Raw genomic sequence first — 18,400 nt, forward strand, 5'->3', positions numbered from 1 at the left:
ATGGGCGTTTTATAATCCCGCCCGGCGGCGCAATCGCGTCGCGCATCAAGGAACCCCGATGAACAACACCAAGGTTACGATCGCGGCCGCTATCCCAGCCGGCCTCTCCGCGCGGATATTGCTTGCGGCCGCTGCCTTCGCTTTGGCGCTGGCGGCAGTCCCCCATGCCGGCCGTGCCCAGGGCATCGTCCGCGGCGCGCATGAAGGAGCCTATGAGGGCAACCGGATCGGCGGGCCGGTGGGCGGCGTGGTTGGCGGTGCGGTCGGTGCCGGTGTCGGCGGCGCCATGGGCGCGGTCAAGGGCGTGTTCGGCATCCCGGATCGCGGTTATCGCCGCGGCCACCGCTGCCGCGGCTATTACCGCCACGGTCATTTCCATTGCTATTGAGTGGCAAAGAACCCGTAGCCCGGATGGAGCGCAGCGAAATACGGGTTCAGTAGGCTCGGTGACAAGGTCCCGGATTGCGCTTCGCTCCATCCGGGCTACAAGCGTCAGTTCTTCAGTCGGTAGCCGGTTCTGAAGATCCAGGCCACGATCACCATGCAGGCCACCAGAAATCCCGCGGTCATGCCGAGGCTGAGCCCGACGCTGACGTCAGCGATCTCGTAGAAACTCCAGCGGAAGCCCGAGATCAGATAAACCACCGGGTTGAACAGCGTGATGGTGCGCCAGCCCGACGGCAGCATGTTCACGGAGTAGAAGCTGCCGCCGAGGAAGGTCAGCGGCGTCACCACCAGCATCGGGATCATCTGCAGCTTCTCGAAGCCGTCGGCCCAGATGCCGATGATGAAGCCGAACAGGCTGAAGGTGACGGCGGTCAGCACCAGGAAGGTCAGCATCCAGACCGGATGGTGGATATGCAACGGCACGAACAGTCCGGCGGTCGCCAGGATGATCAGGCCGAGGATGATCGACTTGGTGGCGGCGGCGCCGACATAGCCGATCACGATCTCGAAATAGGAGATCGGCGCCGACAGGATCTCGTAGATCGTGCCGACGAATTTCGGGAAGTAGATGCCGAACGAGGCGTTGGTAATGCTCTGGGTCAGCACCGACAGCATCACCAGCCCCGGCACGATGAAGGTGCCGTAGCTGACGCCCTCGACCTCGGTGATGCGCGAGCCGATCGCGGCGCCGAACACCACGAAATACAGCGAGGTCGACACCACCGGCGAGACGATGCTCTGCAGCAGCGTGCGCCAGGTGCGTGCCATTTCGAACAGGTAGATGGCCCGGATTGCGCGATAGTTCATGGCGCCCTCACGAGGCTTACAAAAATATCTTCAAGCGACGATTGCTTGGTATCGAGATCGGAAATTCGGACGCCGGCATTGCGGAGATCGCTGAGCAGGCTGGTGATGCCGGTGCGGTCGCCCTTGGTGTCGTAATCGTAGGTCACCGCGTGGCCGTCGTCGGAGAGTTCGAGATTGTAGGTGGCGAGCGCAGGTGGGATGGCGTCGAGCTTGCCCTGCAATTGCAGCGTCAGCTGCTTCTTGCCGAGCTTCTGCATCAAGGTCGCCTTGTCCTCGATCAGGATGATCTCGCCATTGTTGATGACGCCGATGCGGTCGGCCATCTCCTCGGCTTCTTCGATGTAGTGCGTGGTCAGGATGATGGTGACGCCGGACGCCTGCAGCGTGCGGACCACCTCCCACATGCCCTTGCGCAATTCGACGTCGACGCCGGCCGTCGGCTCGTCGAGGAACAGGATCTGCGGTTCGTGCGACAGCGCCTTGGCGATCATCACGCGGCGCTTCATGCCGCCGGACAGCGTGATGATCTTGTTGTCCTTCTTGTCCCACAGCGAGAGATCCTTCAGCACCTTCTCGATGTGGGCGGGGTTCTTCGGCTTGCCGAACAGGCCGCGGCTGAAGCTGACGGTCGCCCACACCGATTCGAAGGCATCGGTGTGCAGCTCCTGCGGAACCAGCCCGATCATCGACCGCGCCGCGCGATAGTCCTTGATGATGTCGTGGCCGCCGATTGCAATGCGGCCCTCGCTCGGATTGGCGATGCCGCAGATGATGCTGATCAGCGTGGTCTTGCCGGCGCCGTTCGGCCCGAGCAGCGCGAAGATCTCGCCGCGATTGATGTCCAGATTGATGCCCTTCAGCGCCTTGAAGCCGGAGCCATAGGTCTTCGAAAGATTGGATACGGAAATGATCGGCGACATCGAGGATCGGAAGCTTGAGAGAGGCGGTGCGCGCGGATTGGAGCCCGGGCGGGCCGCGGTGCGGGGTCAAGCGCAGATAGGGACGCATAATCCGTTCTGCAATCACCCGGCGGGGCAGAAAAATTATTCTGCGGTGTGGCGGATAAGCCGCTCTAATGCCTCTTCGCCGGTTTCGCCGGCTTCTTGGCGGTCGCCGCCGGGGCAGGGTGCGCGGGCGGCGCGGTGTCGGCTAGCTTGCCGACCAGCATGATCTGCACCTGATTGTTAACGGGCGCGTTGGGGCGGGCGGGGTCGAGCAATTGCTCTTCGCCGAGCCCGACCGACTGCAGGCGCTTCGGTGTGATCTTGAAGGTGTTGACCAGGATGTCGCGGATCGCGTCGGCGCGCCGTTGGCTCAGCAGCACGTTGTTCTCGCGCCGTCCGGTCGATTCGATGTGGCCGACGATCAGGAAGGTGTAGGGCAAGAGCGATGACTGCGTCAGCGCATCGGCGATGCGCCCGACGGTCTGATAGGAGTCGGGCAACACGATCGGCGTGTCGACGTCGAACTGGATATCGGCATTGAACGTCGGCAGCTTGGTCAAATCGGGAGCGATCGGCGGGCGCTTCGAGGGCGGCGGCTCGTTCTTCGAGCGCGACTTCGATCGTTCAGCCACCTGTTGGCGCAGCGCGGGGACATCGACCTCGGCATCTGTCTCGTAGTGATTCAGCTTGGCGATGACATCGTCGCGCGTGACGGCAGTCTGCGCCTGCGCGGGCGGCATCGCCAGCAAGACGAGCGTGCTCAACAGGCCGGAAAGGCCGACGTTGCGCAGGCCTCGCGTCGGCAGCCGCATCATTGATACCCCGCGTCATTGATCGCCTGGGTGCAATTGCGGCTGAGGCCCTTCGCGCTGACGAGGCAGGGGACCGACTTGCTGGTCTCCTTGGTCGAGCCGCCGCAGACCTTGACGATCTCGCGGGTGCAGGCGTTGGCAACGGTGACTCGCGCCGCGATCCGTTTCTGGATCGCATCGAGGGTGGAGAAGTAGCTCTCCTTGCACTGCGGCGAGATCACGTCGCGGTTGCGCGACAGGCATTCCTTGAGGCGGGTGGAGTCGAGATTGACGCCGCGGCAGTTCGCGGTGATATCGGCACCGCAAGCCTTGGCCAGTTGCGCTGCGGAATCGCCAAAGCTCATCGTCTCCGCGACCGCCAGCGACGGCGCGGTGAGCGCGATGACGAAAAGGAAAATCCCACCCCGGACCATGCGGCCATCTCAACCCGTGAAATCAACTGGGGTCAAGGGCTACGAACAGAGAAGGCGTCTCTGTCACACCCGCTCCACAAAGCTGTCGACCACCTTCTTCTCGCCGGCCTTTTCGAAGGCGATGGTCAGCTTGTTGCCGTCGATCTTCACCACATGGCCGTAGCCGAATTTCTGGTGAAACACCCGATCGTCCAGCGAAAATTCCGACGTCGTGCCGGTGGACTTCGCCACCAGCTCGCCCTCGATCACCATTGGGCCGCGCTTGTTACGGCTGAAGCTATCAGAGGAAAACGACGATTGCCGCTCCTCGAAGCCGCCGCTGCGCCCGCCGCCGCCGCGATTGCGGTTGGCCTGGGCGCGCTGCCAGCCCGGCGTCGAGTAGCTCGAGCCGAATGATTCGAGGTTGTCGAAGCGCGAGGCGCCGTAGCCGCCGCTGCCGCCCCAGCCCGATCCGCCCTTGGATTCGGTGATCTCGACATTGTGCGCCGGCAGCTCGTCGAGGAAGCGCGACGGGATTGTGGTCGACCAGGTGCCATGGATGCGGCGGTTGGTGGCGAAATAGATTTTTGCGCGGCGGCGTGCGCGGGTCAGCCCGACATGGGCGAGGCGGCGCTCTTCCTCGAGCCCGGCGCGGCCCTGTTCGTCCAGCGTGCGCTGGCTCGGGAACAGGCCTTCCTCCCAGCCCGGCAGGAACACGTTGTCGAATTCGAGGCCCTTGGCCGAATGCAGCGTCATCAGCGACACCGCCTCGTCTCCTGCCTCGCCGTCGCGGTCCATCACCAGCGAGATATGTTCGAGAAACCCTTGCAGGTTCTCGAATTCCTCCATCGAGCGCACCAGTTCCTTGAGGTTGTCGAGCCGGCCCGCGGCATCGGCCGAGCGGTCCTTCTGCCACATCTCGGTATAGCCGCTCTCGTCGAGCACGATCTCGGCGAGCTCGGTATGCGAGGTGACCTCGCGCTGAGCGCGCCAGCGGTCGAACTGCATCACGAGGTCGCGCAAAGACCCGCGCGCCTTCGGCTTCAATTCGTCGGTCTCGACCACGGCGCGCGCCGCTTCGAACAGTGGAATGCGGCGCTTGCGGGCATGGTCGTGCAGCAGCTGCACGGTGGCATCGCCGAGCCCCCGTTTGGGCACGTTGACGATGCGCTCGAAGGCGAGATCGTCGGCCAGCGAGTTGATGGTGCGCAAATAGGCCAGCGCATCGCGGATTTCGGCGCGCTCGTAGAAGCGCGGACCGCCGATCACCCGGTAGGGCAGGCCAAGCGTGACGAAGCGGTCCTCAAACTCGCGCATCTGGAACGAGGCGCGCACCAGGATAGCGACGTCGTTGAGGTTCTCGCCCGAGCGCTGCAGCTCCTCGAGCTCCTCGCCGATCGCGCGCGCTTCCTCTTCCGAGTCCCAGGAGCCGGTGACGGTGACTTTCTCGCCGTCGACATCCTCGGTGCGCAGCGTCTTGCCGAGCCGGCCTTCGTTGTGCGCGATCAGATGCGAGGCCGCGGCCAGGATGTGGCCGGTGGAGCGGTAATTGCGCTCGAGACGGATGACTTTCGCGCCGGGGAAATCGTGCTCGAAACGCAGAATGTTGTCGACCTCGGCACCGCGCCAGCCATAGATCGACTGGTCGTCGTCGCCGACGCAGCAGATGTTCTTGAGGGGCGCATTCTCCGTCATTCCGGGATGCGCCGCAGGCGCAGACCCGGAATCTCGAGATGAGTCCTCTTCACCTCGAGATTCCGGGTTCGCCTCTTCGAGGCGCCCCGGAATGACCGGAGAGTTGGTTGCTCCCGGAATAATGTCGGAGAGCGCGCGGCCCGGCCGCGACGGCGCCTGCGCCAACAGGCGCAGCCACAGATACTGCGCGACGTTGGTGTCCTGATATTCGTCGACCAGGATGAACTTGAAGCGGTTCTGGTACTGCCGCAGCACATCGGGGTTCTCGCGGAACAGCCGGATGTTCTCGAGCAGCAGATCGCCGAAATCGGCGGCGTTGAGGATCTTCAGCCGCTCCTGATAGGTCGCGTAGATCTTGCCGCCCTTGCCGTTGCCGAACGAGGCGGCTTCGCCCGCGGGCACCTGCGACGGCGACAGTCCGCGATTCTTCCAGCTGTCGATCAGGCCGGCCAGCATCCGCGCCGGCCAGCGCTTGTCATCGATGTTCTCGGCCTGCAGCAGCTGCTTCAACAGCCGCACCTGGTCGTCGACATCCAGCACGGTGAAGTTGGATTTGAGCTGCACCAGCTCGGCATGGATGCGCAGGATGCGGCCGCCGATCGAGTGGAAGGTGCCGAGCCACGGCATGCCCTCGACCGCCTGGCCCAGCATCTGGCCGAGTCGCAGCTTCATCTCGCGCGCCGCCTTGTTGGTGAAGGTCACCGACAGGATGTCCTGCGGCCGGGCGCGGCCCTGGCTCAGGATATGCGCGATGCGCGTGGTCAGCACCCGCGTCTTGCCCGTGCCGGCGCCGGCCAGCACCAGCACGGGACCGTCGAGCGTCTCGACCGCGTCGCGCTGCTCCGGATTGAGGCCCTGGAGATATTGCGGACCCGCCGCCGCCCGCGCACGCGCGGCGATGCCGCCAGCCACCGGCTGGTGCTCGGGAACGCCGTGATGGGGCAATTTGCTCGGCTCGGTCATTGGCGAATCGTCTCGGCCCCACGATGGCACCGCGGGACGGTGAAGGGGAGCCTTCTTAACAGGGATTGAGGGGCATATAGGGCCTGATCGGCCGTTTTGACAGGTTTTATCGCGGCCGACAGGAACGGTTTTGGCAGCAGTACACGGCAGCTCCGGTTCCAGGAATCGACGAAAATTTCGCGGTTTCGCGCTCAGGAACCAGCGTTTCCCCGCAGAATTGTTTCAATAGGTGCGGCGCCGGCAGCGGTCCGCGCAACGAAACGAAGCGAGAGGTTGGATCATGCTGAGCTGGGTCGTTACATTCCTGGTCATCGCGTTGATCGCGGGCATTTTGGGCTTCGGCGGCATCGCCGGCGCCTCCGTCGAAATCGCCAAGGCGATCTTCTTCATCGCCATAATCCTGTTCCTGGTGTCGGCGGTGGTCGGATTGGTGCGCGGCCGCACAAGGGTCTAGAGCATGATCCGGAAAAGTGCGAAGCGGTTTTCCGAAAAGATCATGCTCAAACAAAAGCGATAGCGCACTCACTTCTTCGCGGGCATCGCCACGTTGCGGCCGATGCCCTCGGGCCGCGGTACATCCGTATAGCTCTCCACGATCGCTTGCGCGCGGGCGCGGATATCGGGTGGAAACGGTGCCACCTTGCGCGCCGCCATATCGATATGCAGCGTGAGGTTGTCCGAGGTCGCCGACAGCCAGCCCTCGGTTGCGTGGCGCAGCTCCTCGAACGTGTGCAGCCGCTTCTCGTCGGCGCCGAGCAGGAAGATGGAGACCTGCACGGGATCGCCGAGATGGATTTCCCGCAAGTACCGGACATGGCATTCGGCGGTGAAGGTCGAGCAATGCCGCGCCTTCATGTAGGCGGGTCCGATGCCGAGTTGCAGCCACATCTCGTCGATGGCGCGGTCGAACATCACGTTGTAGTAGGCCATGTTGAGATGGCCGTTGTAATCGATCCATTGCGGCTCGATCTGCATCACCGACGATTTGAACGGAGCTGGTGGAAGCGGCATCTGGCTGGCGGTCACTGAAGGCATCTCCCATCCCGGTCTGTTGAGCGTCTGAGCATGAACTTTTTTCAAGTCAGGCTCTCTTGACCCCTTATACAAGCTTTGCCACGGTCCGCTAAAGCCGGGAGGAATTTTGACGTGGCGACAACGATTTCGAGCAGTTTGACGCGACCTGAGCCGGAGGCCCTGAAGCGCGCGATCGACGCGCTGGCTGCGCGGTTCGGCAACCGGCTCGTGACGTCGCAGGCGGTGCGCGAACAGCACGCCCATACCACCACATGGCTGCCGAACCAGCCGCCGGACGCGGTCGTCACGGCGCAGGAAACCGCCGACATCCAGGATGTGGTGCGCATCTGCGCCGCAAACCGCGTGCCCGTCATCGCCTTCGGCACCGGAACGTCGCTGGAAGGGCAGGTCAACGCGCCCGCGGGCGGCGTTTGCATCGATCTGCGCGACATGAACAAGGTGCTCGCGGTGCATGCCGAGGACCTCGACTGCGTGATCCAGCCCGGCGTGACGCGGAAGGCGCTCAACGAGCATCTGCGCGACCAGGGCCTGTTCTTCCCGATTGACCCCGGCGCCGACGCCTCGCTCGGCGGCATGACCTCGACCCGTGCGTCCGGCACCAACGCGGTGCGCTACGGCACCATGCGCGAGAACGTGCTGGCGCTCAAGGTGGTGCGCGGCGACGGCGAGATCATCACCACAGGCACCCGCGCCAAGAAGTCGTCGGCCGGTTACGACCTGACGCATCTGTTCGTCGGCGCCGAAGGCACGCTCGGCATCATCTCCGAACTGACCATCCGCCTGCGCGGCATTCCCGACACCATCGCCGCCGCCGCCTGTTCGTTCGAGACCGTACGCGGCGCCTGCCAGGCCACCATCCTCGCGATCCAGACCGGGATTCCGGTCGCCCGCATCGAGCTGCTCAATGCCACGCAGGTGAAGGCCTGCAACAATTATTCAAAACTGTCGTTGCCGGAGACGCCGCTGCTGCTGCTGGAATTCCACGGCAGCGAGGTCGAGGTCGCGGAGCAGTCGAAGAATTTCCGCGACATCGCCGCCGAATGCGGCGGCGGCGATTTCACCTGGACCACCAAGCCGGAAGATCGCACCAAACTGTGGCAGGCCCGGCACGACGCCTACTGGTCGGTGAAGGCCATTCGCCCCGGCGACAGCATCGGTGTGGTCGCAACCGACGTCTGCGTGCCGATCTCGCGGCTTGCCGATTGCGTCACCGAGACCGAGGACGATCTGAAGCGGCTCAACCTGCTGTCGCCGATCGTCGGCCATGTCGGCGACGGCAATTTCCACTGTTCGCTGGTCTGCGACGTCAACGACAAGGACGAGATGGCGCGCGGCGAGGAGTTCATGCATCGCCTGGTCGAACGCGCGCAGGCGATGGGCGGCACCTGCACCGGCGAGCATGGCATCGGCCAGGGCAAGCAGAAATATCTGAAGGCCGAGCTCGGCCCCGAAGCGCTCGATGCGATGCGGGCGTTGAAGCTCGCGCTCGATCCGCAAAACATTTTCAATCCCGGAAAGATCGTCCCTGCGGCCTGAACCCGCAGCACTTTCTTGCCCGGCGTGTGTGATACAGTGTGATCACGGTTTCTCGCCGCGCATTGCGCCCGGAGCGGCCGGTTTGGTGTGACCTCAGCGCCATAGTTCGCCGCTTGCTCGGCGTCGCACAGACTCTGCCGTTCACAGGTTGCCCCAGTGCCAGCTATGATTGCCGCGCTTCGAGGTACGGCGATGTGGTTGTTCAACAAGGCCAAGCGGAAGGACATCTGGGACGATCCGGTCGCGCAGCCGCTCGGTGACATCGAGGCTGCGCACAGGATCCGCGCGATCTGCCGCGATGCAGCAGGCTGCGCCGAGGCAGTCGGCTCACCCGGCAAGCGTTCGCCGAAGCAGCAGCAGATCGAGCGCGATCGCTACGAGCGTGCCGCCAAGGCCGCGATGGAGACCGCGATGACGATCTCCGACGAGCTGGTGCGGGATTCCGCGGTGCGCGAGATCGTCGGTCTGTGCATGAAAGCGAACAACATCAAGACCGGACGGGCGCTGTTCCGCGCCATCCACGCCGCCTCGATCAAGGCGGAGGTGCTGAAGGAGCATCCGACGCTGGAGGGCGAGCAGGCGTGAACTGATCCGGTCGAGGCGAGCCCTCCTAGTTCGGATGCAGCGAGGCGAAATCCGGGAAATCGTGCCGCGCGGAGATCCCGGATTACGCTGCGCTTCATCCGGGCTACGGCGTCATCAAATCTATGCCTGCCCACCCAGCGTGCGCACCGCCTCATCGACGCTGTGGAAGACGTGGTCCCGCTGCAAGACCTCGTAGAGGTCGAAGCGCTCGAACGCGTCCTGCGCGCGGGTGGATTCGAGGCGCGCCACCGCCACCGTCACGCCGTCATCGCGGCATTCGCGAAACAAATCGCGTAGCCCCTGCGCCGCCGTGAAATCGATCTCGACCATGCCGCTGGCCTCGATCACCAGCAGCCGCGGCTTCGGCGTCGCGGCGCCGATGGTCTTGAGCACGCCGCTGTGGAAGCTTTCCGCGTTGAGGAACGACAATGGCGCCTGCAGGCCGACCACGGCAATGCCGGGGTTGCGCTCACCTGTGACGTGCGGACCCGTCGGCCACCAAATCGTGGTGCCGGGGACGTGCACGAATTCCACCAGCTGGCCGCGCGTCGTGGTCCAGATGCCGTGCAGCAGCGACAGCGCGATGCCGACCGCGACGCCTTGCTCGATCGGCAGCACGATGATCGCGGCTGCCGTCGCGACCACCAGCAGGAACTCGTAGAACGACTGGCGGAAGATCGCCACGATCTGCTTGACGCGGATGATCCGCAGCGCCACGAACAGCAGGACGCCGCCGAGCGCCGCATCGGGCACGTGTTGCAACAAGGTCGCGCCGAACGCCAGCAGTGCAAGCACAATGGCCGCGGCAAACAGCCCCGCGACCTGGGTGCGTCCGCCGGTCTCCGACACAATGCCGGTCCGCGGCGGACTGGCGTTGACGGGAAACGCGCCGAACAGCCCCGACAGAACGCTGCCGGCGCCCGCGCCGAGGAAATCGCGATCGACGTCGGCCGGCTTGTTTGGATCGGACAGGAATGAGCGCGTCGTCGCCGCGGTCTGCACCATGACGACGACGGCGATCAGGATCGCCAGCGACAGCAGCTTGATCCATCGCTCCGGAGCGATGTCCGGAAATGACGGCTTGGGCAGCGTGCCCGCCACCGTGCCGACCACCTTGACGCCCTTGCTCTCGAGATGACCGGCGATCACAGCGATCGTGGCGACGACAAGGCCGATCAGCGCGCCGGGAATGCGCGCGCTGATCTCCTCCGATCCGGCGACCAGCGCCAGCACGCCGAGGCCGATCACCAGCGTGTAGAGATTGGTCTCGCCGATCTTCTCGGTGAGTACCCCGAGCTTGTAGAGCGTCGGCCCGTCCGGCGTTGTCAGGCCGAGCACGCCGGGCAGCTGCGAGACCAGGATGTGGACGGAAATGCCGGCGAGGAAGCCGACCGTCACCGGCGTCGACAGCAGATTGGCGATCCAGCCGAGCTTGAACAGGCCGCCGGCGATCATGATCGCGCCGACCATCAGCGCCAGCGCCATCGCGAGCGCCTGGTAGTCCGGCGAGCCGGCGGTCGCCATCAGTGCCAGCCCGCCCGCGAAGATCGGCGTGATGGTGGAGTCGGCGCCGCAGGACAGGAAGCGGTTGGCGCCGAACATCGCAAAGCCGAGCGAGCCGGCCATGAAGGCGAAGAAGCCGATCTGCGGTGAGAAGCCGCCAAGCCGCGCGGTCGCCATTTGCTCCGGGATCGCGATCGCGGCCAGCGTCAGCCCGGCAATCAGATCACCCGGCAGGTCGCCCGGCCGGAACGCCCTGAGCGAACGAAAGACCGGCCAATTGGTGGGTGTCGGATGAACTTCGGCCATCGGTCTCGACTCACCTGACGGTTGCGACGCTTTCCGCAAATAGTCCGCTATCGCTTGGCCAAAAGCCAGCGGACGCGCCTGTGCCGGTGCGAAGGCCTCTAGCCGATGTTCTGCAGCGCCGGGAAAGTCTCCAGCAGCCAGACGCTGACATTGGAGACCGCGCCGGTCAGGAAGCCGATGCCGGTGACCACCATCAGCACGCCCATCACGCGTTCGACGGTGTCGAGATGGCGCTTCATGCGCGCGAACAGCGAGGAGAAATGCTTGATCATGAAGGCCGCGAGCAGGAACGGGATGCCGAGCCCAGCGGAATAGATCGCAAGCAGGCCGGCGCCCTTGGTGACCGTGGCCTCTGCGGCCGCAATCGAGAGAATCGCGGCCAGGATCGGTCCAATGCACGGGGTCCAGCCGAAGGCGAACGCCAGGCCCATGACATAGGCGCCCCACAGCCCCACCGGCTTGGGTGCGGTCAGCCGTCCCTCGCGCATCAGGAGGCCGATCCGGGTCACCCCGAGGAAGTGCAGGCCCATGACGATGATGACGATGCCGGCCAGGATCGAGAGCTCGGCCGACCAGGCGCGCACCAGCCCGCCGACGATCGACGCGCTGGCGCCGAGCGCGACGAACACGGTGGAGAAGCCGAGCACGAACATCAGCGCCGCCGTCATCACCGCGCGTTTGGAGGCGGCGGTGGCGCCGTCCTGGTTGACCTGCTCGATGGTCGCCCCGGTCAGATAGATCAGATAGGGCGGCACCAGCGGCAGCACGCAGGGCGACAGGAAGCTGAACAGGCCGGCAATCAAGGCTGCCGGAATCGAGACGTCGTGCATCAATGAAACCTTCGCGGAATAGCAGGTCTGTCTTGGCGTCTACGCCGCCAACAATCCAGAAGTTTCGGCAGCCAGGCCTTCAACTATGGTCACAGGGGCGTGTGCGGGGGCTGTGCGCAGGCAAGGACGGCACCACACGGCTCCGTGGCGGCTTATGGTTCCCCATTGCCCGGCGCGCAATTTCAGCGGCCGCGCGACATGTTCGGTGTCGTCCCTGCGAAAGCATGCGAAAGCAGGGACCCATAACCATCGATGCTGGTTATCTCGCAATGCTGGAATGACGAGTCCCCTTCGCAACACCTGCCGCGGCGTACGGGTCCCTGCTTTCGCATTGCTTTCGCAGGGACGACGATGGCGAGAGAGCCACGTGCTCATCTGCGCCGCGATCACCGCTTGCGCGCATCCCGTGGCGAGGGCTTTTCGAACTCGCGGCCGCGAATCCGCACCAGATCGTCGGCGGAATGCGCCAGCAGCACGACCGTGGCCGCGCGCGCGGCCTCCGGATCGCCGGCCACGATCGCGTCCAGCACCGCGCGGTGTTCGATCAGCGCACGTGGACGGTGCGAGCCGGTTGCTGCGATCGTAAAACTCTGGCGCAGCGTGATCTCGAACATCTGGGCGATCGGCCAGAAGAATTCGTTGCGGGTCGCAAAATAGATCGCCTGGTGGAATTTGATATCGGCAGCGACGAACGCCTCGTTGGTCTTCGCCGTGTCCATGCCGTCGCATCCGGCGCGGATGCGGGCGATGTCATCTTCCCTGGCATGCGTCGCGGCCAGGGCCGCGGCGGCGGGCTCGACCGCGGAGCGCAGCTGGAACAGCTTTGCCAGATAGCGATCGATCTCGGCGCTCTCGAGGTGCCAGCGCAGCACGTCGGGATCGAGCTGATTCCACTGCTCGGGCGGCCGCACCCGTGTGCCGCTCTTCGGGCGCGACTCGATCAGGCCCTTGCCAGTCAAGGTGCGCATGGCCTCGCGCACCACGGTGCGGCTGACGTCCATCATCTCGCAGATCTGCATTTCCGGCGGCAGCGCCTCGCCGACGCCGATCTCGCCGCGCACAATGCTGCCGCCGACCCGGTCGGTGACCTGGCTGTGCACGCTCCGGCGCAACGCATTGGATGTCTGGAACATCGGAAGCCTCGCTGCGGTTGAAGCCTGCGCGGCTGACGCGCCGCGCTCTTGCGCAACCATGTTGGTTTTGTCATACATTATGACAAAAGCGCTGCCAAGCTGGCACCGACCGCCGGGCGGCCGAGATAATGACGATCCGTTCCTGGGGAGGAGCACCGCCATGAGATCGACGCGCCCAAGTCGCCGTATTCTGTTGCAGTCGTCGGTCACTGCCGCGGCGTGGCTTGCCGCCGCGCCTGCCATCATCGGCCGCGCCGAGGCGGCGACCATGAAGATGCGGTGCTCGTCGTCGCTTCCGAACGATCCCAAATACGCCAATGGCCGCGTCTACTACGACAATCTGGTCAAGAGCCTGAAGGCCAACGGGCTCGGCGAGCAGATCGAGGTCACGTTCTTCCCCGACAACCAGCTCGGCCAGGAGATCGACGTCATCAACTCGGTGAAGCTCGGGGTCATCGACCTGATGGTGTCGGGCTCATCGATCTCGGCGAACCTCGTGCCGCTGGTCGGCACCTTCGACCTCGGCTACCTCTTTGCCAGCTTCCAGCAGCAAACCAAGGCGTTCGACGCCGGTGCCGCCAAGCCGATCGAGGATGCGCTGCTCAAGGGCGGCAATATCCGCATCATCGCCTGGGCCTACAATTTCGGCGCGCGCAGCGTGCTGTCGAAGAAGCCGGTGAAGACTCCGGACGATCTCGCCGGCCTGAAGATCCGCACGCTGCCCAATCCGATCATCACCGAATGCCTGCGCCTGATGGGCGCTGCGGCAACGCCGCTGGCGTTCGGCGAGATCTATACGGCGCTGCAGGCGGGCGTGCTCGACGGTCTCGAGCACGATCCGCCGACCATCCTCGCCAGCAAGTTCTACGAGACCTCGAAGAACTACGCGCTGACCCAGCACATCTTCTCGCCGCTCGCGGTCTATTTCAGCGATACAACGTTCAATCGCATGGATCCCAAGCTGCGCGAGGGCTTCCTCGATGCCGCGAAGAAGGCCGCGGCCGACACCCGCACCCACGGCCTCGCGGTGGAGAAGGAGGCGCTGGCGTCGCTGGCCGAGAAGGGCGTCACAGTGGTCGAATGCGACAAGGAGGCGTTCCGCAAGCGCGTGCTGCCGCAGACCGACAATTTCATCAAGGCGCGGCCTGAGGCCAAGGCCGTCGTCGATCTGATCCGCGCCACCCAGGCCTGAGGTCGGCGCATGTCAGTCGCCGCAGTCGCGACGAGAAGCAACACCGACCGGATCACCGCGCCGCTGCTCACGCTCAGTGATGCGATCGCCGCGATCCTGCTCGCCGCCGATTTGGTGGTGGTCTCTGTCTCGGTGCTGGCGCGATTTCTGTTCAACGCGCCTGTCGAGTGGTCGGACGACGTCGCCCGCGGGCTGATGGTCGGGTCGAGCTTCTTTGGGGCTGCGAGCGCGCTGGCGCGCAGCGAGAATCTCGGCGTCGCCTTCTTCATCGACATGCTGCCGCCGGGCGTGCGGCGGGTCGTCGACGCGGTTGGGGCGCTGCTCGTTACCGTCATTGCGGCCACCGTCGCGTTCAACGCCATCAAGATGGGCTGGCTGACCACCGGCCAGACCTCCGGCTCCGGCCTGCCGCTGGAGTGGACGTTCTATCCGATGGGTATCGGTGCGGCCTTCATGACGGTGTTCGCGTTCGAGACGTTCTGCGGCCGGCCGCTGCGCGACTTGGCGGCCGGCATCGTCGCGACCGCCGTCATCGTCGGTCTTTATCTCGCGTGGGATGCATTCGCGCCGTCGTCGTTGCCGTCATCGCAGGTGTTGATGCTGATCGGCTTCTTCCTCACGCTGTTCGGCGGACTGCCGATCGGCTTTGCGCTGGCGCTGGCGGCGCTGATCTTCATCTGGGTCGAGGGCACGCTGCCCGGCGTGATCTTCGCCCAGCAAATGGCGCGCGGCATCGACAATTTCGTGTTGCTGGCGATCCCGTTCTTCATCCTGGTCGGCTATCTGATGGGAGCGAACGGCATGTCGGTCCGGCTGATCGAGCTCTTGCAGCTCGCGGTCGGGCGGATGCGCGGCGGGCTCAACGTCGTGATGGTGATGTCGATGGTGCTGTTCTCGGGCATCTCAGGCTCGAAGATGGCCGATGTCGCCGCGGTCGGCTCGGTTCTGATCCCGGCGGCGCGCCGCTCGCGGCAGAATCCGGGCGGCGCGGTGGCGCTGCTCGCAGCGTCCGCTGTCATGGCTGAGACCATTCCACCCTGCATCAATTTGATCATCCTCGGCTTCGTCGCCAATCTCTCGATCGGCGGGCTGTTCGTCGCCGGCATACTGCCGGCCGTGCTGATGGCGCTGGCGCTGATCGCGGTGTCGATCATCTTCGGCAGGCGTCCGGCCGCGAACGCGGAAGCCGAGCCGCGCGCGGCGGTATCTGGCCTGTGGACCGGCGCGATCGCCTCGTTCGGGCTGATCTTCATGATCTTCTTCGGCTTCAAGAGCGGCTTTGCCACCGCGACCGAGATCTCGGCGTTTGCCGCGGTCTATGCCATCGCCGTCGGCAGCCTACTTTTCCGCGAGCTCGGCGCGAGGAGCCTCGCGCACTGCTTCGTGCAATCGGCCGTTCGCTCCGGGCTGGTGCTGTTCATCGTTGCCGCGGCGCAGTCGCTCGCCTTCATCCTGACCTTGCAGCAGGTGCCGCACGCGGTCGGCGAACTCATGCTGGCGATCTCGGGCAGCCACGGCGTCTGGCTGTTCATGCTGCTCTCGATCCTGGTGCTGGTGGTGATGGGCTCGGTGCTCGAAGGCGCCGCGGCTCTGATCATCTTCGGCCCGCTGCTGCTGCCGGTTGCCGTCAAGCTCGGGATCGACCCCCTGCATTTCGGCGTCGTGCTTGTGATCGCGATGGGGCTCGGGCTGTTTGCCCCGCCGCTTGGACTCGGGCTCTATGGCGCCTGCCTGATCGGCAATGTGCCGATCGAGCAGACCATCAAGCCGATCGCAGGCTATCTCGGCCTGCTGCTGCTGTGCCTGCTGGTGATTGCGTTCGTGCCCGCGATCAGCACGGCCCTGCCGCATGCGCTCGGCTATTAGGGGAGTAGACGCGTGAAGGTGCTGCTGGCCCATACGCCGCAAATGCGCCGCGACTATTACGGCGAGCGCAGCCTGAAGGGCCTGCGCGCGATCGCCGCTGTCAAGCTGCACGAAGGTGACGACGCGCTCGACGCGGCTGCGCTGGTCAAAGTCGCGGCCGACGTCGACATCATCGTCGCCGATCGCATGACGCAGGGTCCCGGTGAGATATTCCCGCTTCTGCCAAAACTCCGAGCGTTCGTGCGCTGCGCGGTCGATATCCGCAACATCGACGTGGCTGCCGCATCGGCCGCCGGCGTGCTGGTGACGCAGGCCAGCGCCGGCTTCGTCCAGTCGGTTGCCGAGCTCGCGCTCGGCTTCATGGTCGATCTGTCGCGCGGCGTTTCGCGGGCGACCGCCGACTATCACGCGGGCAGGGCGCCCGAGGTCGTGATGGGCCGGCAGCTTGCGGGAAGCACGATCGGCATCATCGGCTACGGCAGCATCGGGCGCTATCTGGCCAGGATCGCAAAAGTGCTCGGCATGAACGTGCTGGTCGCAGATCCCTTCGTCACGATCGATGATGCCGCGATCGCACACGTGCCGCTCGATGATCTGCTGGCGCGCGCGGACTATGTCGTTTGCCTCGCAATCGCCAATACAGAGACCGAGAACCTGATCGGGCAGGCGGCGCTGGCGCGGATGCAGAGGCACGCGTTCTTCATCAACCTGTCGCGCGGCAATCTGGTCGACGAGGCGGCGCTTGCGGCCGCGCTGCGCGATGGCCGGATTGACGGCGCCGCATTGGATGTCGGCCGCGCCCCGGACCAGATGCCTACGCCTGAGCTCGCCAAGCTCGGCAATGTCATCGCAACGCCGCATGTCGGCGGCCTGACGCCACAAGCCATCGAGCATCAATCGTCGGAGACCGTGCGCCAGGTCGAAAAGATCGTCGCTGGTGAGATCCCCGTCGGCGCGGTCAATGCCGCGCACTGGACGCGGCGGCCATGAAAGTTCGGCTGATCCCAATGCCGTCGGAAGGGCTGGACAAGACCTTCACATCCAGCCCAAACTTGAACCGTCAAACCGCGGCCAAAGAGCGCGCGGATAAGCAATCAACGGACGTCCCGCAGCAAACGACGGGCGCCGAGAGGGAAACAGGGAGTGCATCACATGGCCATCTCACGCCGTGACGTTTTATTGGGCAGCGCCGGCGCACTGGGTGCTGCATCATTCTCCTTCCCCGCCCCAGCTATCGCGCAATCGGAACCGATCAAGATCGGCTGTCTCGCGGCGATCACCGGGCCGAGCTCGGCGCCGACCGTCGGCTTCAACCGCGGCGTCAATTTCGCAGTCGACGCCATCAACGGCGCGGGCGGCGTGAAGGGCCGCAAGATCGAGCTTGTGATGCGCGACACCCAGGGCGATCCGACCAAGGCGGTGAACGCCACGCAGGAGTTGATCAGCCAGGCCAAGGTTCACGCGATCTGGGGGCCGCTGAATTCCGGCGAGGCGCTGGCGACGACGCCGATCATGGCGCGCGCCAAGATGCCGGATCTGCACCCTTGCGTCGTCGAGACCCTGATCGATCCGGTCAAGTTCCCCAATGCGTTCCGCATCGCGCCGTCGAACAATCAATGGGACGATGCGGTGCGCAACTATTGTCTCAAGATCCTCAAGGTGAAGAAGGTCGCCGTGATCGGCGACACCACCGGCTACGGCGTCACCGCGGTCGGTGCCTCGGTCGCGGCATTCAAGAAGGACGGCGCTGAAGTTGTGTATCAGGCCAATATCGACTCCACGCAGCCCGACATGACGCCGGACATGCTGCGCGCCAAGAACGCCGGCGCCGAGGCGATCGTGGTGTGGAGCGTCTCGACCGGCATGGAGGCGCGCATGTTCAACACTCGCGCCGCGATGAACTGGGACGTGCCCTTCGTCGGCCATCCCTCGATGGCGTCGGGCGAGCTTGCGAGCCTGGTGGCAAAACCGGAGAACTGGAAGAAGGTCTATGCGATCGGCTACAAGAGCTGCAGCTATGACAGCGCCGGCAAATTGCCGCCGAAGAGCGAGGATTTGGTCGCGCGGCTGACCAAGGCCAATATCGCGCTGAACGATACGCTGTTGTGGTGGGTCGCAGGCGGCATCGACTGCATCGAGCTGATCGCCAAGGCGGTTGCGGAGAGCGGCTCGACCGACAGCGCCGGGATCATCAAGTACTGGAATTCGCTGTCGACCTATCCCGGCTATTTCGGCAATTATCGCTTCTCGCCGACCGAGCATAACGGTTACCTGACCGAAGAGATCGTGATGTCGGAATCCTCGACCGCGAAGAACGGCACCTTCGCGCTGGCGCCGGGATACACGTAAAAGGG

At 64.8% G+C, this 18,400-nt stretch carries 17 protein-coding genes; 8 read left to right on the forward strand and 9 right to left on the reverse strand.

The genetic code is table 11. The features are described 5' to 3' along the window. Nucleotides 1–58: 58 nt before the first annotated feature. Nucleotides 59–388, forward strand: a complete 330-nt coding sequence (locus ACVIW0_RS09565) for a hypothetical protein (RefSeq protein WP_461352088.1) — start codon at nucleotides 59–61, stop codon at nucleotides 386–388. Nucleotides 389–492: 104 nt separating this feature from the next. Here the strand turns inward: ACVIW0_RS09565 and ACVIW0_RS09570 are convergent, their stop codons facing one another. The 5 genes from ACVIW0_RS09570 to ACVIW0_RS09590 form a co-directional block, all read right to left on the reverse strand. Next, nucleotides 493–1,254 (reverse strand): ABC transporter permease, encoded by a 762-nt coding sequence (locus ACVIW0_RS09570; protein ID WP_461352089.1) that lies wholly within the window; start codon nucleotides 1,252–1,254, stop codon nucleotides 493–495. Continuing rightward, nucleotides 1,251–2,174 carry an ABC transporter ATP-binding protein gene (locus ACVIW0_RS09575; protein WP_461352090.1) on the reverse strand — a complete coding sequence of 308 codons (924 nt, stop codon included), beginning with the start codon at nucleotides 2,172–2,174 and terminating at the stop codon, nucleotides 1,251–1,253. The genes ACVIW0_RS09570 and ACVIW0_RS09575 overlap by 4 nt, the downstream gene beginning before the upstream one ends. A gap of 152 nt (nucleotides 2,175–2,326) precedes the next feature. Then, a complete protein-coding gene (locus ACVIW0_RS09580) occupies nucleotides 2,327–3,013 on the reverse strand; it encodes an OmpA family protein (RefSeq protein ID WP_461352091.1) in 687 nt (228 codons plus the stop codon). Further along, a complete protein-coding gene (locus ACVIW0_RS09585) occupies nucleotides 3,010–3,423 on the reverse strand; it encodes a hypothetical protein (protein WP_461352092.1) in 414 nt (137 codons plus the stop codon). Before ACVIW0_RS09585 ends, ACVIW0_RS09580 begins: the two co-directional genes overlap by 4 nt. Nucleotides 3,424–3,486: 63 nt before the next feature. After that, on the reverse strand, nucleotides 3,487–6,060 hold the full coding sequence (locus ACVIW0_RS09590; protein ID WP_461352093.1) for an ATP-dependent helicase: 2,574 nt from the start codon (nucleotides 6,058–6,060) through the stop codon (nucleotides 3,487–3,489). A 280-nt stretch (nucleotides 6,061–6,340) separates the two neighbouring features. On the opposite strand from ACVIW0_RS09590, the gene ACVIW0_RS09595 reads away from it, so the two are divergent. Continuing rightward, nucleotides 6,341–6,514, forward strand: coding sequence for a DUF1328 domain-containing protein (locus ACVIW0_RS09595; RefSeq protein ID WP_461352094.1), 174 nt, complete (start codon nucleotides 6,341–6,343; stop codon nucleotides 6,512–6,514). Between the two features lie 68 nt (nucleotides 6,515–6,582). On the opposite strand, the gene ACVIW0_RS09600 is transcribed toward ACVIW0_RS09595, so the two are convergent. Then, nucleotides 6,583–7,071: a thioesterase family protein gene (locus ACVIW0_RS09600; RefSeq protein ID WP_461357289.1), complete on the reverse strand. Its 489-nt coding sequence runs from the start codon at nucleotides 7,069–7,071 to the stop codon at nucleotides 6,583–6,585. A 135-nt stretch (nucleotides 7,072–7,206) separates the two neighbouring features. Between ACVIW0_RS09600 and ACVIW0_RS09605 the strand changes: the two genes are divergently transcribed. Next, entirely contained in the window at nucleotides 7,207–8,631 is a 1,425-nt protein-coding gene (locus ACVIW0_RS09605; protein WP_461352095.1) for an FAD-binding oxidoreductase, read from the forward strand. A 192-nt stretch (nucleotides 8,632–8,823) separates the two neighbouring features. Continuing rightward, the gene (locus ACVIW0_RS09610) at nucleotides 8,824–9,216 is read left to right on the forward strand and encodes a hypothetical protein (RefSeq protein ID WP_461352096.1); all 393 of its coding nucleotides are present in this window, start codon (nucleotides 8,824–8,826) and stop codon (nucleotides 9,214–9,216) included. Between the two features lie 120 nt (nucleotides 9,217–9,336). On the opposite strand, the gene ACVIW0_RS09615 is transcribed toward ACVIW0_RS09610, so the two are convergent. From ACVIW0_RS09615 to ACVIW0_RS09625, 3 genes are all read right to left on the reverse strand, one after another. Beyond that, nucleotides 9,337–11,025, reverse strand: coding sequence for a SulP family inorganic anion transporter (locus ACVIW0_RS09615; protein WP_461352097.1), 1,689 nt, complete (start codon nucleotides 11,023–11,025; stop codon nucleotides 9,337–9,339). Nucleotides 11,026–11,123: 98 nt separating this feature from the next. Then, complete coding sequence (locus ACVIW0_RS09620; RefSeq protein WP_461352098.1) at nucleotides 11,124–11,855, reverse strand: cytochrome c biogenesis CcdA family protein; 732 nt, start codon at nucleotides 11,853–11,855, stop codon at nucleotides 11,124–11,126. Between the two features lie 386 nt (nucleotides 11,856–12,241). Then, nucleotides 12,242–12,988, reverse strand: coding sequence for a FadR/GntR family transcriptional regulator (locus ACVIW0_RS09625; protein ID WP_461352099.1), 747 nt, complete (start codon nucleotides 12,986–12,988; stop codon nucleotides 12,242–12,244). A gap of 160 nt (nucleotides 12,989–13,148) precedes the next feature. Between ACVIW0_RS09625 and ACVIW0_RS09630 the strand changes: the two genes are divergently transcribed. The 4 genes from ACVIW0_RS09630 (at nucleotide 13,149) to ACVIW0_RS09645 (ending at nucleotide 18,395) form a co-directional block, all read left to right on the forward strand. Then, complete coding sequence (locus tag ACVIW0_RS09630) at nucleotides 13,149–14,180, forward strand: TRAP transporter substrate-binding protein (protein WP_461352100.1); 1,032 nt, start codon at nucleotides 13,149–13,151, stop codon at nucleotides 14,178–14,180. Between the two features lie 9 nt (nucleotides 14,181–14,189). Next, on the forward strand, nucleotides 14,190–16,046 hold the full coding sequence (locus ACVIW0_RS09635) for a TRAP transporter large permease (protein WP_461352101.1): 1,857 nt from the start codon (nucleotides 14,190–14,192) through the stop codon (nucleotides 16,044–16,046). Between the two features lie 12 nt (nucleotides 16,047–16,058). Next, entirely contained in the window at nucleotides 16,059–17,036 is a 978-nt protein-coding gene (locus tag ACVIW0_RS09640; RefSeq protein WP_461352102.1) for an NAD(P)-dependent oxidoreductase, read from the forward strand. Between the two features lie 162 nt (nucleotides 17,037–17,198). After that, entirely contained in the window at nucleotides 17,199–18,395 is a 1,197-nt protein-coding gene (locus tag ACVIW0_RS09645) for an ABC transporter substrate-binding protein (RefSeq protein WP_461352103.1), read from the forward strand. Nucleotides 18,396–18,400: the final 5 nt, after the last annotated feature.

The sequence above is a fragment of the Bradyrhizobium sp. USDA 4454 genome, assembly GCF_054822705.1.